The organism is Novosphingobium mathurense (genome assembly GCF_900168325.1).
Classification (GTDB): Bacteria; Pseudomonadota; Alphaproteobacteria; order Sphingomonadales; family Sphingomonadaceae; genus Novosphingobium; species Novosphingobium mathurense.
In genome coordinates, this window is sequence record NZ_FVZE01000011.1 from 1 (window position 1) to 15,003 (window position 15,003).

Annotated in this window: 12 protein-coding genes and 1 pseudogene; 6 read left to right on the forward strand and 7 right to left on the reverse strand. The window is 64.8% G+C overall.

What is annotated here, in order from left to right; translation table 11 throughout:
- Positions 1-546: 546 nt before the first annotated feature.
- Genes B5483_RS20350 through B5483_RS20360 form a run of 3 tightly spaced genes read right to left on the reverse strand, consistent with a single transcriptional unit; the run spans position 547 to position 6,401 of the window.
- A complete protein-coding gene (locus B5483_RS20350; RefSeq protein WP_079731759.1) occupies positions 547-1,857 on the reverse strand; it encodes a metal-dependent hydrolase family protein in 1,311 nt (436 codons plus the stop codon).
- Between the two features lie 44 nt (positions 1,858-1,901).
- On the reverse strand, positions 1,902-4,004 hold the full coding sequence (locus B5483_RS20355) for a PQQ-dependent dehydrogenase, methanol/ethanol family (protein ID WP_245829439.1): 2,103 nt from the start codon (positions 4,002-4,004) through the stop codon (positions 1,902-1,904).
- Positions 4,005-4,064: 60 nt separating this feature from the next.
- Complete coding sequence (locus B5483_RS20360) at positions 4,065-6,401, reverse strand: TonB-dependent receptor (protein WP_079731760.1); 2,337 nt, start codon at positions 6,399-6,401, stop codon at positions 4,065-4,067.
- Between the two features lie 229 nt (positions 6,402-6,630).
- Between B5483_RS20360 and B5483_RS20365 the strand changes: the two genes are divergently transcribed.
- The 3 genes from B5483_RS20365 (at position 6,631) to B5483_RS20375 (ending at position 10,353) form a co-directional block, all read left to right on the forward strand.
- Positions 6,631-8,133, forward strand: a complete 1,503-nt coding sequence (locus B5483_RS20365) for an aldehyde dehydrogenase family protein (RefSeq protein ID WP_176168143.1) — start codon at positions 6,631-6,633, stop codon at positions 8,131-8,133.
- Between the two features lie 40 nt (positions 8,134-8,173).
- A complete protein-coding gene (locus B5483_RS20370) occupies positions 8,174-9,187 on the forward strand; it encodes a helix-turn-helix transcriptional regulator (protein WP_079731762.1) in 1,014 nt (337 codons plus the stop codon).
- Between the two features lie 65 nt (positions 9,188-9,252).
- Entirely contained in the window at positions 9,253-10,353 is a 1,101-nt protein-coding gene (locus B5483_RS20375; RefSeq protein WP_079731763.1) for a M14 family metallopeptidase, read from the forward strand.
- A 25-nt stretch (positions 10,354-10,378) separates the two neighbouring features.
- On the opposite strand, the pseudogene B5483_RS22985 reads toward B5483_RS20375, so the two are convergent.
- Positions 10,379-10,551 (reverse strand): annotated as a pseudogene (locus B5483_RS22985) (urocanate hydratase); the annotation flags it as partial.
- Between the two features lie 398 nt (positions 10,552-10,949).
- Between B5483_RS22985 and B5483_RS20380 the strand changes: the two are divergent.
- The 3 genes from B5483_RS20380 (at position 10,950) to B5483_RS20390 (ending at position 12,318) form a co-directional block, all read left to right on the forward strand.
- Positions 10,950-11,291 carry a type II toxin-antitoxin system RelE/ParE family toxin gene (locus tag B5483_RS20380; RefSeq protein WP_079731764.1) on the forward strand — a complete coding sequence of 114 codons (342 nt, stop codon included), beginning with the start codon at positions 10,950-10,952 and terminating at the stop codon, positions 11,289-11,291.
- Entirely contained in the window at positions 11,288-11,575 is a 288-nt protein-coding gene (locus tag B5483_RS20385) for a helix-turn-helix domain-containing protein (protein ID WP_079731765.1), read from the forward strand. The genes B5483_RS20380 and B5483_RS20385 overlap by 4 nt, the downstream gene beginning before the upstream one ends.
- A 137-nt stretch (positions 11,576-11,712) precedes the next feature.
- On the forward strand, positions 11,713-12,318 hold the full coding sequence (locus B5483_RS20390) for a tyrosine-type recombinase/integrase (RefSeq protein WP_079731766.1): 606 nt from the start codon (positions 11,713-11,715) through the stop codon (positions 12,316-12,318).
- Here B5483_RS20390 and B5483_RS23575 read toward each other — a convergent pair.
- The 3 genes from B5483_RS23575 to B5483_RS20410 all read right to left on the reverse strand — a co-directional run bounded on the left by B5483_RS23575 (position 12,257) and on the right by B5483_RS20410 (position 14,910).
- Entirely contained in the window at positions 12,257-12,991 is a 735-nt protein-coding gene (locus tag B5483_RS23575; protein ID WP_245829441.1) for a PIN domain-containing protein, read from the reverse strand. The genes B5483_RS20390 and B5483_RS23575 overlap by 62 nt on opposite strands.
- 119 nt (positions 12,992-13,110) lie before the next feature.
- Positions 13,111-13,569: a helix-turn-helix domain-containing protein gene (locus B5483_RS20400; protein WP_079731767.1), complete on the reverse strand. Its 459-nt coding sequence runs from the start codon at positions 13,567-13,569 to the stop codon at positions 13,111-13,113.
- 417 nt (positions 13,570-13,986) lie between these two features.
- Complete coding sequence (locus B5483_RS20410) at positions 13,987-14,910, reverse strand: DUF2493 domain-containing protein (protein WP_245829443.1); 924 nt, start codon at positions 14,908-14,910, stop codon at positions 13,987-13,989.
- Positions 14,911-15,003 lie beyond the last annotated feature (93 nt).

The following is a 15,003-nucleotide window of genomic DNA, read 5'->3' on the forward strand; positions in this document are numbered from 1 at the left end:
TCCTCGCTAACTCCAGTGCAAAACACGACGTTTGCACTCGCGCTAACTCCGACTAGGTCAACGTCCGGGCAAGGCGGCCGCTATCGGATGCGTACACTTCAGCTGTCCGATGACCTCGAAGACAACCATTGGCGAACGGGCAAAAGGAAGACCAATGCAGAAATCAATTAGACAACATTCCTGCCCTTTGAACGTGGCGTGTCGAACGTCGGCTCTCGCCAGAAGCGGACGTTCTGTGCTTCCCCGACCGGCCATCAGGGTGCGACAACAGATAGGTTGGTCGCGGTCGTTGCGCTTTTGGTTCTTAGGGCAAGTGAGCGGAAATTCCCTTGCCGAGCGCGCGGGTTCGGCCGCGATGTGGCGGCCATGGCCGGCGCGCAGGTCTGGCGGACACTGCGCCCGGGGAGGAAAGCATTTTATCGGACCGCCGCTTGGGCGCAGGCGCGGCTGAGCCTAGGTGGTCGCGTTCGTCAGGACCCGGTCGCGCCTGCGCGCCCGCAGGATCCTCATGGCGGTGGGCGTGGCGGCGAATGATCCTTCGCCCGATCACAGGCGCGACCGACCGTCCCGTTTCACCACGATCCCGCCTTTCATCACGAACGACACGTCTTCCAGGACGCGCACGTCGGCCACGGGATCGCCGTCGACGGCGATGAGATCGGCGTAGCGTCCCGCCTGGACCGAGCCGATATCCTGGCTGGCGCCGATGAGGTCGGCGGCGTTGCGGGTGGCGGTGAGGATCGCTTCCATCGGCGTCAGCCCCGCGCCGACGAGCAGCGCGAATTCCTGCGCATTCTCGCCATGCGCGGAAAGACCGAAAGTGTCGGTCCCGAAGGCGATCTTGACGCCGGCGCGGTAGGCGTTGCGCAAGTTGTTGCGGATCCGCGGCGCGACCTCGAGCGCCTTTTCGGCGGTCGAGGGATTGAGCTGTTCGGGATGCGTCTTCGCGCGCTCGTAGACACGCTCGGCGACCAGCATCGTCGGCACGAGATACGTCCCGTGCCGCTTCATCAGGGCGAAACTCTCCGCGTCGGCATAAGTCCCGTGCTCGATCGAATCGACGCCGAGGGCGACGGCGCGGTCGATCGCCGCCTTGCCGTGCGCGTGCGCCGCGACCTTCATGTCGAGCGCATGGGCGGCGGCCACCACCGCGGCGATCTCGTCATCGGCCATGAGTTGGAGGCGCGGATTGTCGCCGATCGACATCACCCCGCCCGACGGCATGATCTTGATGACATTGGCGCCCTCGCGGTGGTGCAGCCGCACGGCTCGTCGCGCCTCCTCGGGGTTGTCGATCACGCCCTCGGCCCACTCCGGGTGCGAGAGTGCGGGGTCGAGACCGTTGGCATGGTCGCTGTGCCCGGCGGTCGGCCCGAGCGCCGCACCCGAGACCCACAGACGCGGTCCGGGCACCACGCCTGCGGCGACGTTGCGGCGAAGCGCGGCAACCGCGCGGGTATCGTCGCCCAGGCTGCGCAGCGAGGTGAAGCCCGCGAGCAGGCTCGCGCGCACATCGTTCACGCCATCGACCAGATCGTCGTAGGAGGTGCGCGTCACCGCATTGCGCACCGGATCGCCCTTGTGGAACGTGCTGAGGATATGGACGTGGCAGTCGATCAGGCCCGGCAGGACGGTCGCGCCGGTTAGATCGACGATCTCTGCGTCTGCCGGGCTGACGTAGCCCGGCTCGATCGCGGTGATGCGATCGTCGGTGATGAGGATCGAGACTTGCGATCGCGGCGCCGCGCCCGTGCCGTCGATCAGGTGCCCGGCGTGGACGACCACGTCGCGCGCGGCGGCCGCGCCCGCATCGAGCGCGCACCACGCCGCCAACACCGCGAGCACGATCTTCTTCATCGCAATTCCCCTGTTTGCCCGGCGGGCCGAAGCCGCCGTCCCGATCAGTGCAGCCGCCCGCCGCTTCGCTGCGGTGCGTCCTCGCGCGGCTCGGCCAGATAAGCGTGGATGTCCTTAACATCCTGCGCGCTCAGGACGTCGGCGAACGAGGCCATGCCAGCATCGGCGAAGATCCCCTCGCGCACGATCTGGTCGAAGGCATCGTGTACCTCGGGCGCGATTTTCCACAAGTTGGGGTAGCCGCCCAGACCCGTCGGACCGCCGTGGCAGCGCGCGCAGTTCTGTCCGTAGAGCGCCGCGCCGCGCGCCACCGCCGCCGCCGGGCCGCGGAATTTCGCCGGCGCCGGCAGGTAGGGCTGCTCGACCCGCTCGGGCGGCAGGGCGATTGCCGCGCCATCGAGCTTGAGCACCACCAGCCGCTCGTAGTTCTCGCGCTCGGCCGCGACGGCGCCGGTCGGATAGGCGACGTTGAGCGCCCCGCCGAAGCCCGCCATGACTGCCACGTACTGCACCCCGTCGATCGTATAGGTCATCGGCGCGGCCATCACCCCGGTGCCGATATTGACTCGCCGCAGCCGCTTGCCGCTGCGTGCGTCGTAGACGTCGAGGAATCCGTCGGCGGTGCCCTGCATGACGAGCCCGCCCGCGGTCGCCATCGCGCCGCCGCTCCAGAAGGGGATCGGATCGGAGGTCCAGACCGTCTTGCCCGCGACCGGGTCCCAGGCCTTGAGCACGCCCTGGAAAGTGGGCTTGGGCTGCCCCTCGAGCACCTTGGACTGCGCGGCATCCTCGTGCGCGCCGAAGGCACCGAAGGCCGGGAAGGCCGCGACGGAGGACTGCAGGTTGCTGTAGGGCCGCTTGGGCTGGGGATGGACCGCGAAGGTCATCGGCGCCTCGAGCACCGGAATATAGACCAGCCCGGTCTCCTCGCTATAGGCCATCGGCGGCCAGTTGTGCCCGCCCGCCTCGGAGGGCCAGACGAGCTTGGTTTCCTTCGAGTAGTCGCCCTGCGCCGTCATCACGGGCCGCCCGGTCTTGAGATCGACGCGATCGGCCCAGGTCACGGTCGTGTACTTCTCGGCCGAGAGCAGCTCTCCGGTGCTCCGGTCGAGAACGTAGAAGAACCCGTTCTTCGGCGCCTGCATCAGCACCTTGCGCGGCTTTCCGTCGATCTCGAGGTCGGTCAGGATCATGTTCTGCGTGGCGGTGAAGTCCCAGCTGTCGGCCGGGGTCGTCTGGTAGTGCCACTTGCGACGCCCGGTCCGCGCGTCGAGCGCGACGATCGAGGAGAGGTAGAGGTTGTCGCCGCCCGCCGGGCTGCGCACCCAGACCGGGTGCGGCATGCCGTTGCCGGTGCCCACGAAGACCGTCGCGGTCTCGGGATCGTAGACGATCGAATCCCACGCGGTGCCGCCGCCGCCCAAGTCCCAGCGCGACTTGGGGTCCCAGGTCTGGCGCGCCAGGGTGACGTCCGGGCTCTCGTCGCCGTTCGCCGGATCGCCGGGCACGACCCAGAACCGCCAGGCGAGCTTGCCGGTCTTGCGGTCATAGGCGCTGACATAGCCGCGCACGCCCATTTCGGCGCCGCCGTTGCCGATCACCACGACATCGCCCGCGACGCGCGGCGCGCCGGTGATAGCATAGCTCATCTTGCGGTCGGTGATCGTATCAACCTTCCACAAGGGCTTGCCGTCCTTGGCGTCGAGCGCGGCGAGGTAGCCGTCGAGCGTGGCGATGTAGACCTTGCCGCTCTCCACCGCCACGCCGCGATTGACCACGCCGCAGCAGGTCCGTCGGGCGAAAGTGCCATCGACTTGCGGATCGTAGCGCCACAGCTCCTTGCCGCTCTTGGCATCGAGCGCGTAGACGACGCTCCAGGGACCGGAAAGATACATCACCCCGTCAACCACGAGCGGCGTCGCCTCGACCCCGCGATGGGTGCGCCCGCGCACCACGAAATCGTCGAACTCCCAAGCCAGGCCGAGCTTGTCGACGTTGTCGGCGGTGACGTCGCCGGCCAGATAGTAGTGCTCGGTCTCGCGCGCCCAATCGGGCACGGCGCCCTCGCTGCCCCCGCTCGACGAACAGCCGGCGAGCGCGGCGAGCGACAGCAGACCCGCGGCAAGCGCGAGACGCAACCGCGCCATGGAACGGATCGAAGCGGGCGAAAGACGCGTGGGCATGCTGCGGGGACCTTCCGTTTCGCCTCAGAACTGGCGGCGGACTTCGACGCCGACGGTGCGCGGCCGGATCGTGGTCGAGCGATCGGAGCCGGCACCCAAATCGGTATCGATGAAGGGGCTCACGTCAAACAGGTTGTTGACGTAGAGCCGCACGGTGGTGTCGCCGTCGCCGAGCGAGGCGAAGGCGTTGACCACCTGGTAGCTCTCGCGGAACTCGGCGAGGTTGGGCACGGTGCCCGCGACCCCGTCGGAGAACGTCACCGCCTGGACCTGGCCGAACTGGCGCCGCGCGCGGCCCTGGTACTGGTATTCGGCGCGAAGCTGCAGCTCCCAGCGATCGGCGACGGGCAGGGTCTCGGCGGCGTAAGCGCTCAACATCCACTTGGGCACGGCCTGGACCGTGTCGCCGTCCTGCGCCGCGGTGCCGGGCGCCGCGCTGACGATCTTGGCATCGGTGTAGGTCGCGGTGCCGCCGACATGGAAGGCGTCCGAAAGGTTGAAGCGCGCCTCGATCTCGGCGCCCTTGATCTCGGCGCTGCCGGCGTTGCCGGTAAAGGCGAAGCCGCAGTTGGTGAGGTTGATCTGCTGCTGGATCTTCTTCCAGTCGGTGTAGAACAGCGCGCCGTTCAGCATCACCTTGTTGCCCGCGAACTGGTTCTTGGTGCCGAGCTCGTAGCTCCACAGGTTGTCCGATTCGAAGGCATCGGGTGCCGAACTGAGGCCCAGGCGCGAAAGGTCCGCCGAGCACAGCTCCTCGTTGATCTTGAAGCGGTTCGGGCCGCCCGGGCGGAAACCCTTCGCCGCCGAGGCGTAGACGAGGTGGTCCCGGTCGACCTCGTAGGAAACGCCCAACTTGGGATTAACCCCCTTTTCGTTGCTGCGGCGGTCCTCGACGACGGTGAGGCCGCCGTTGAACGGCCCGTCGCCAAGCAGGTCGAGCTCCTGCTTGATCTGGAAGAGGCGCACGCCGGCGGTCAGCGTGAGGCCGTCGATCACCTCGTAGTTGGCCTCCCCGAAGGCGGCGTACTGGTCGGTGACGGTGGTCGTATCGCCGAGGTAACCGGTCTCGGTGCCGATCACCGGGGTCGCGCCCGGCGTGGTCACGATCTGGTAGAGGTTGTCCTTCTGGTGCGAGTAGAACAGCCCCGCGACCCAGGTGAAGCGCGCGCCCGGTCCGGTGTCCGAGGCGATCCGCAGTTCCTGGCTGAAGGTCTTGGTCCGGCTCAGCGAGAGATTGTAGCTGTCGAGCGCGAAGAGCGGCGGCACCAGTCCGCCGATGAAGAAGCTGTAGTCCCGCTCGTAGCGCAGCTTGCGGTCGAAATAGGCGGTCAGCGAGGTGAGGCGAACCCCGGGGAGCTCCTTCTCGACGTTGATGCTGTAGATCCCGGCCTGGTCCTTGGTCGGCTGCGCCAGCCGGTAGGAGCTGGTCAGATCGGGCGTGTTGACGAAGAACTGGCTCGGATTGCGCAGGCGATAGTCCTGGTAGAACAGCGCGGGCGTGATCGACCAGCTCGGGTCGGGCTGCCACAGCAGCGAGAGACGCCCGACATAGGTGTTGGCGCTGTTCTGGTCATCCTTGTCGCGCGTGCTGAGCGAGGGCTGGGCGAGCGGCACGTAGTCCGGCGAAGCCGCGCTCGAATAGTTCGAGTTCTGGACGTCGAGCCCCGCGACATTGTCGATGTAGCCGCCGTCATGGCGGTAGAAGAGCCCGCCGCGGATCGCGAGGTGGTCCTCGACGATCGGCAGGTTGATCACCCCCTCGGCGGTGTAGGACGGATCGCCGTGCGCGGTGAAGGCGAGCCCCGCCGCCGTGCTTCCGCCGATCCGCGTCAAGTCCGGCTTGGCGCTCACGTACTTGATCGCGCCGCCCATCGAGCTGCCACCGTAGAGCGTGCCCTGGGGCCCCTTGAGCACTTCGAGACGTTCGACGTCGAAGAACACCGGATCGAAAGCGCCGCTGAAGGTCGTGGCGATCGTTACCAGCGAGATGTCGTCGAGGTAGATGCCCACCGTCGGCGAGGAGGCGACAGTGCTGACGCCGCGGATATTGTAGTTGCCGAGACCGCGCTCGACGCCCGAGAACGAGAAGCCCGGCACCACGCGCAGCACGTCCTTGACGTCGACCGCGCCGCGGTCGCGCAACTGGTCGGCGCTCACCGCATTGACCGAGATCGGCACGTCCTGAAGCCGCTCGCTGGTCTTGCGGGCGGTGACGACGATGTCGTCGCCGCCCGCCCAGCCCTGGTCCTGCGCGAGCGCTGCCGGCGCGAAGGCGGGCAGCACCGCGAGGCCGAGGGACGAACCGCAAAGCGCGGCAAGGCGAAGACGCGCGGCGGCGGTGGAGATACGGCAGGACGACATTTCAAACCCCCATTCGAAACTGTGACGCGCGCCGTTCGGCGGCGCGATCGATCGATCTCATCATGACGCTTCGGTGGCGGTCGTCCTCTTTGCCGCCATGGTTTTTGTTTGCGCAGCACCGAAAATCGCGTCGCCGCAAAGGTTCTTCGGGCCGAGCCATAAGCACACCGCGCCCATCGCGGGCATCTCTCGAAAATCGCAAGCTGTATCGACCGCATGGGGGCATCGCATGAATAGCACAAGTAATTCAATCGATTGGCGCGCCAAGGCCGCCGCCCTCAGCCTGCCGCGAGAGCACTTCGTGGACGGCCGCCATCTTGCATCGACCGGCCAGGACCGGTTCGAGACGATCGATCCGGCGACCATGGCCGTCCTCGGCGACTTGCCGCAGGGCACGGCGGCCGACGTCGATGTTGCCGTCGCGGCGGCGCGGCGCAGCTTCGAGCAAGGCGTCTGGTCGCGCGTCACGCCGCTCCACCGCAAGGCCGTGCTGCTGCGGCTCGCCGAGCTGATCGAGCGCGATGCCGACGAACTGGCGCTGCTCGATACGCTCGAGATGGGCAAGCCAATCGCCGCCGCACGTGCCGAGATCGCCTTCGCCACCGGTTTTTTCCGCTACTACGGCGAGGCGACCGACAAGATCTACGGCGCCACCAACCCCTCGGCCAGCGACACGATCGGGATGAGCCTGCTCGAACCGCGCGGTGTGATCGGCGCGATCGTTCCCTGGAACTTCCCGCTGGTCAACGCCGCGGTCAAGGCCGCCCCGGCGCTCGCGGCGGGCAATTCGGTCGTGCTCAAGCCTTCGGAACTGGCGAGCTTCTCGGCGCTGCGCCTTGCCGAGCTCGGCGCCGAGGCGGGCATCCCCGCGGGCGTGTTCAGCGTGCTCGCCGGGCTCGGCACCACCGTTGGCGAGGCGATGGGCCGCCACCGCGACATCGACCTCCTGAGCTTCACCGGCTCGACCGCGACCGGCCGGCGGCTGATGGTCATGGCCGGCGAATCCAACGGCAAGCCGCTCATGCTCGAGTGCGGCGGCAAGTCGCCGCAAGTGCTGTGCGCCGACATGGCCGACGATATCGAGGCGGTCGCCGCGCGCGTCGTCCAGGACGCGTTCTGGAACCAGGGCCAGTGGTGCGCGGCGAAGTCGCGGCTGATCGTCGAGGACTCGTTCCACGACACGCTGATGGACGCGGTGCTGGCGGCGAGCGCGACGCTCGTGCCCGCCGATCCGCTCGATCCGGCGAGCAACTTCGGACCGCTCGCGAGCGCCACCCAGGCGAACCGGGTGACGGGTTTCATCGCCGCCGCGCGCGCGGAAGGCGGCGAATGCCTCACGCCCGAACGGACCCTGCCCGAAACCGGCTGCTACGTCGCGCCGACGGTCTTTACCGGCATCTCGCGTGAGATGGGCATCGCGCAGGACGAGGTCTTCGGCCCGGTCCTCTCGGTCCTGCGCTTCAGCGACTTCGACGAGGCGATGGCGCTCGCCAATGCGACCCATTACGGCCTCGCCGCGACGGTCTGGACGCGCGACGCGCGCCGCACCCATGCCGCCGCCAAGGCGATCCGCGCCGGCAGGGTCACGCTTCGCGCCAGCGCCGCCGCCTCCGACCACAGCGGCTTCGCGCTCGGCGCCGAACCCTGGGGCGCATCGGGATTCGGCGTCGAAGGCGGCATCGAAGGGCTGCGGGCCTATAGCCGGCTCAAGTCGCTTGAATTGGTCAGCTGATGGTGTATGCTTCGGCATCGCGGCATGGAGCAAATCATTGATGGGAACAGCCGAGCAGCAGCGAATTGCCTCCCTCGATCCCACCTTGCGGCCGGTGATCGAAGCGCTCGATGTTCAGTTCGAATGGCCAGCCAATGCCTCTGCGAGACTTCAGGGAACGCCGCGCCTGCGTAGCCGTAGCGAAGGCGTGGCCGGCTGGATGCGCGGGCTGACGATCCGCCCCGGCTTCTCGCTGGTGCTAAACGACACCAGGTACGGCGCGGAGCAGCTCTATCGCCACCGCTGCGCCGACGCTCTCAAGTTTCACGTCAAGCTCGACGGTGCGAGCATGGTCGGCAACGACGAGGGCCTCCAATCGGTTGTCCGCAAGGACCAGCTGAGCTACCTCGTCCTGCCGCCGCACTCGATGAAGGTCGAGCGGGTGGGCCGCATGACCCGCGAACGCTCGATCACGCTCATCTGCGAACGCGAATTCCTGCGTGCGATGTTCGAGGGGACTACGGGCAGCCTGCCCGAAGGGATCGGCGATTTCATCGCCGGTCGCTCGCCCCGCTTCGAGCATCGCGGCGCGCCGCTGCCGGCGAAGCTTCGCCGCATGGCCGAGGAACTGCTCGGCCAGCCCGAGGGCGCGCTCGGCGATCTCATGATTGAGGCCAAGGCGATCGAGCTCTTGTGCCATGCCTTCACCGAAGTGTGCGACATCCCGCCCAGCGCGGACGGGATCTCGGCGCGGACCCAGCGCCGCGTCGGCGATCTCGTCGCCATTCTCGACAGCGAGGGGGCAAACGGCCACAGCGTCGGCGAGCTGTGCCGCATGCTCGCCTGGAACGAGACGCAGATGATGGAGAGCTTCAAAAAGGTGACCGGCTCCACCATCTCAGGCTACCGCCATCGCCTGCGCATGGACGAGGCGCTGCGCCGCCTGCGCACGAGCGATGCCTCGATCACCGAAATCGCCTTCGATGCGGGATACGAGCACAGCAGCAATTTCGCGACCGCCTTCAAGCGCACCTTCGGCGTCTCGCCGACCGAAGCACGGACCCAATACTTCTGAGCCGCGCATAGAAGTTTCGGCGCTGCGCAAGGGCGCACCCTGGCGTGCTTGGCTAGCATCGGGCGATGACCACCGCACATAGCTTCAGCGCCGATTATCAGGGCGCCCGCGCTCGCTTTCGCGAGCACGCGAAACGCGCTGGCGGCACGCTCGACACGCTCGCTCATCCCGAAACCGGACCCGACGGCTGCACGCTCAGCACCGACATCGCCTGCTTCGGAGACCGTGACGCGCCCGCGCGGCTACTGCTAATCTCGGGCACCCACGGCGTCGAGGGCTTCTGCGGATCGGGCGCGCAGATCGACCTGCTGCGCCGCGGCGAAATGCAACGCCTGCCGGCAGGGATCGGCGTGGTCATGGTCCATGCGATCAACCCCTACGGCTTCGCCTGGCGCCGCCGCGTCACGCACGAAAACGTCGATCTCAACCGCAACTGGATCGATTTCGCCGCCCCGCTCCCGCGCAATCCCGGCTACGACGAACTCGCCGGGGCCATCGTTCCGCGCGCCAGGACCCCCGCCGCACTGAGCCAGAGCGCGGCCGCCCTCGACGCTTATGGCGAGAAGCATGGCCAGATCGAACTCGTTCGGGCGCTGAGCGGCGGGCAATACGCTCATCCCGAAGGCATTTTCTACGGCGGCACCGCGCCGACCTGGTCGCGTCGCGCGCAGGAATCGATCGTATCCGAGTATCTTCGCGGCGCGGGCACGGTGGGTATCATCGACTATCACACCGGCCTCGGCCCCGAAGGCTATGGCGAGCAGATCAACACGCACCCCCGGTCGAGCGCGGACTTCCGGCGCGCGCATGCCTGGTACGGCGCGGCCCTCGCTTCGGTCGCCGACGGCACATCGGCCTCGGCCAAGATCGCCGGCGACGGCCTCAGCGCCGCGCCGGCGCTGCTGCCGGGCGCGCAAGTCACGGCCATGGCGCTCGAATTCGGCACGCAACCCCTCGATGACGTACTCGAGGCGCTGAGGTCAGACGCATGGCTCCACGCCTACTCGGATCCGAGTGGGCCGCAAGCCGGCGCGATCAAGCGCCAGATCACCGAGGCCTTCTACGTCGATCGCGACGATTGGCGCGGAATGGTCGCGGGCCAGTCCCTGCTCGCCGTGCGGCAAGCGCTCGCAGCGCTCGCGAGCGCCGTCTCCCCCGCGCGGTGAAACCGCGTGGCAGGCGCCGCGCCGCTCACAGTCCAGGCAGGTCGAGCCATTTTTACGCGCACACGCGATGGCGATTTCGTAGCCTGCATCGGCTTGGCGCATAACGCCGATCGCCGGATCGTTCCAGTGCACGCGCTCGATCCGCCACGCCGCCGCCTCGGTGTCGTCGGCGATGATGACCATGCCGGCATACTGCGAGACCGCTGTATGGACCTACGATGACCGGCTATGATGTGTAGCTGACATTCCTAAGGCCTCACCGGAACGGCTTAAGTTGGTCGAAATGTTCGGAAGATTGCCTGGAAGGCAGGTTCCTTGTCCGGCAAACGCGTCAAACCAAACGACATAGGCTTTTTGCCTTTGAATGACCCTCGCCGTTGCCGCGGCGAGGGTTAATCACTTTCGCGCATGAAGACTGTTACGTCTCGCGGTTTGATTCGCTACGTGACATCTTTGAATAACACGGGAGACGCTGCCTTTTCGGAGTTCTCTTGCTCTCACGACGGCACCGCCGTCTTTGACGGCAATCTACGCGTACCTAGCGGAGCACCTTATACGCCATTGACTTATACGCCAATGGCGTATAATTTGGGTATATGACGAGTTTGCAGACCGTAGTGGAACTGTCCGAGTTTCTACGACGGGCCAAGGCGATCATGTCCTACGAGGAACGTGCCGCGGTGGTGGATTACCTCGCCGCCAATCCAGAGGCAGGCGTTTCGCTGCGAGGCGGGCTGCGCAAAGTGCGGATTGCACGTGAAGGAGGCGGAAAAAGCGGTGGGTATCGAACCGTCCATGTATTTGGCGGCATGCAGATGCCAATCTTTCTCGTCACCGTGTTCGCCAAGAATGAGAAGGATAATCTCAGCAAGGCGGAACAAGCAGAGCTCATCGCGCTCGGGAAACTGCTACTTGCGCATTATGGAGATCGTTCATGAGTGCCTTTGAAAGTATCAAGCAGGGGCTGACCGAAGCCCTGGCCTTTGCTGAAGGCAAGGACACCGGAGCGGTCGTCCATCAGGTAGAAGTTCCTACCGTGGATGTCGCTGCGATCCGCGCCAGTACCGGCCTGTCTCAAGGCGCGTTCGCGCGCAGCATCGGCGTGGCGAAGGGGACGTTGCTAAACTGGGAACAGGGCCGCCGCCGCCCCACAGGGCCTGCTCAGGTTCTACTGGCAATGATCGCCAAGAAGCCTTCGCTCGTGAGCGAACTGCTGCGCTAAGCCAAGTCCACCACCGGACAATTCAGGGCCAGTGGCAGTTCTATAGGACAGCCGATGAGACAGGCTCCATCGTCAAGATGGATCGAACTGCGCTGATGCATTCTAGCTATGGCCATCATGGCCATAGGAGATGTGTCATGGGATTATCAGAATTCGATCCCGCCATTCCCGCACGCGTTTCGTGGAACGCCGGGCGCAAAGTGGGGCCAAAGCGCGCGCTCAAACCGCGCCAGATAGGGGCGGTGCGTTTCTTTCTCGACCAGAATCGACGCATTCGGGATCGCGCCCTCTTCGATCTCGCGATCGACAGCAAGCTGCGCGGTTGCGACCTGGTGAAGATGAAGATCGGCGATATCGTCTGTGATCGGAAGATTCGAAACCGGGCTACCGTGGTTCAGCAAAAGACCGGGCGGCCCGTTCAGTTCGAGTTGATGGATGATGCTCGCGCAAGCCTTCTCAAATGGCTTGAGCTTCGGAGTGGCTCTCTGGAAGATTTTGTCTTTCCCAGTCGCACGAACCATACGGCCCACATCAGCACGCGGCAGTATGCCCGTCTCTTTAATGAATGGGTGACCGGGATTGTTGCCCTGCGGAGGGCCAAGGCATCCATCATCTACAAGGCCACAGGCAATCTCCGGGCGGTCCAGATCCTGCTCGGCCATACGAAAATTGAAAGTACAGTCAGATACCTTGGGGTCGATGTAGAAGACGCCTTGGTTCTGGCAGAGGGCACGGAGATCTAACATTTATTGGCTCCCCGTTTCGGTGGGGAGCCAGAATCCTTCTGCCACGGGTAAGCTGCCACGAATTCAGACCTACTGCGCAGCGCCTACCGGCCCAGCTTCCGCATACGGCAAGAGAAAGCTGCTGGCCCGCTCTAGAGGAACGTAAATACGCGCTTGAATGACCGGGAAGGGTCGGAGATGTTGGAAGCGAGCCTTCAGATTGAGCTGAGGTGGGAAGCGAGGACCGAAGCTGTTCGAGCAGGCCGTTAGCTTCCATGGCTCGTAAAAATTCTTCAGGTGACATTTCAGGTCGCTTCAGGCGCTCGCGCATTTTACGGATTGCAGCGATCGCCCGCCCCTCATCAAGGGCAATCGTGTCAGCAATGAAGTCATCGGCAGTTCGTGCCTCAATGTTGAGTTTGCCGAGGATGTCAGCCGGGAGATCCTTTAGATTCTCGGTAACGAGGGCTTGGGCTTGCGTTTTGACGGCAGCGGCGATGACGTGTTCGTCATCAGGATCGGGTAAGCCAAACTGCGCGCTAACAATCAGCTCAAAATCTTCGACCATTGCTTCTGGGAAGGCCGTCTGCATGGCCATTATCGCTCGCGCCCCTCGTGCCTCAGGATCATCGAAATCGCGCTCGCAGGCCCTCTTGATCAGAGCTGCTTTAGTCTCGTTAAGAATAGGCACTGACCAGCGAATGCGGAAAAAATTCGGCTTCGGCAAGCGACAGCAGCAAATTGCGCCGCCAGACACTGACGAGCGTACAGGCATCAATTAGGGCAGTGTAGCGGATTGCGAACACTGGGTCAGACCAAGTCGGCATCGCCGCTGATGAGTTCGTCGAGGGCGCGCGAACGTTCATCATCGCGTTGCGCCTTGTAGCGGAACACGTCATCGGCCCGGATACGGCGATGTCGCCCTACCAGAGTGTGGGGCATTGCCTCCTGCTCAAGCAGCTTGATCAGATAGGGACGTGACACATTGAGGAGGTCTGCAGCTTGCTGGGTCGTCAGCATTTCCTGGATCGGCACGAGTGTTACTGCACTGCCGCTGCCGATATAACGTAGCAATTCAAGAAACAGGTCAGACATGGCGGGAGTGAGAGTAATTTCGACCGGCTTCTTCGATTCCGGCACCCGGAGACGCAAGGTTGCTTCGCCCGACTTTTGGGCAGCAAGCATGCGACGAAGCTGGTTAGCGATCTGGCGGTCATCAGCCGACGGCATATGGCCGCCGAACGGCTCTGAATGCGCAGGCAATGTCATGGGAACTCTCCGTGGTAGAGCGATCAATACCTCATATTCGAAATAAACGCAACGAAAATTGGTTCCCCTGGGGAGGGGCAACCTTCCCATCGCCCTATCAGCCGGTCTGTTTGCAGCGAGAATCGCCAGATGGCCTTCAGTTCCAAGGTAGCATAATTACGATAGGTAACTGGCGTGGAACCCTGGGCCCCCTGACGCTTGGAGTGAATCGATGAAACGGAGCGGTTCGAGCCCGGAGCAGCAGCGCAACGCGGCAATCTATGTTGCCGTAATGGATGGGGCGACCTTCGGGCAGCTTGCTCAGAAGTATGCCATCAGCAAGGTGCGCGTGCAGAAAGCCTACGCTCGGGAGCGAGAAAACGTATCTGAGCGGCCGAAAGGGGTGGCTCCCCTCCATGGGACCAGCAGCTTGAAACATCACCCTTTCCCGCACCGCCAAACCGGGATGCCGAGCTTCTTCGCCTTGTCTGCAAGGTTGTCCTGAATGCCTGTGCCCGGAAAGGCAAGAACGCCCACGGGCACGACTTCGAGCATCTGATCATTGCGCCTGAAGGGTGCTGCGCGTCCGTGCCTGGCCCAGTCCGGTGCAAACCCGATCTGCGGAACGCCGCGGTGATCGGCCCAGCGCGAAGCAATCTTTTCTGCGCCTTTCGGGGACTTGCCATGCATCAGAACCATGTCGGGATGCTTGGCGTGAACCTGGTCGAGCTTGGCCCAGATCAGCTTGTGGTCGTTGAACTCCAGGCCACCGGTACAGGCAATCTTTGGACCTTCGGGCAACAGCACGTGGTTCTGCGCACGCTTGCGAGCCGCGATAAAGTCGCGGCTGTCGATCATCGCCGAGGTGAGATTGCGGTGATTGACACGGGAACCGCTGCGAGGAAGCCATGCCTTTCCTGCGCGGCGCTCGTAATGCTCGCCCGCCTGATCGCGCATGAGTTCGAAGGCATCCTGCCGTTCCACCAGCGTGCGGCCCTGTGCGATCAGCCGCTCCAGTTCGACGGATCGCACCTCGCTACCGTCCTGTTCACGCTGCGAACGGCGCTGCGCCTGTTCGTTATCGTCGAGTTCGCGGTTGGCGCGTTCGGCGGCGCGATGGAAGACGTTCGCGGTGGACCAGAGCAGGTCATTGAGATCGGGTTCCATGCGCGTGTCGTCGAGGGTAGCGATCAAGGCATCGAAGATGTCGGCGATCGCACCGGCCAGCATGTTGCCGTCGGGAAGGGGTCTGGGGTCCGGTTCGTCCTCGAAGGGACGATAGCCGTGCAATTGCAGTTCGGTCAGTACGTGATCGGTCGGGCAGGATGTACTGGTATGCTCAAGCTCGTTCGATTGCCTCACGGGATGCTCCATCGCCTCATGCCGCGCCCCGCGCGGCCTTCGTGGCGACCAAAGCCGTCGGGACGAGCGGGCTGGCACCCGGCGCGGCAGCGA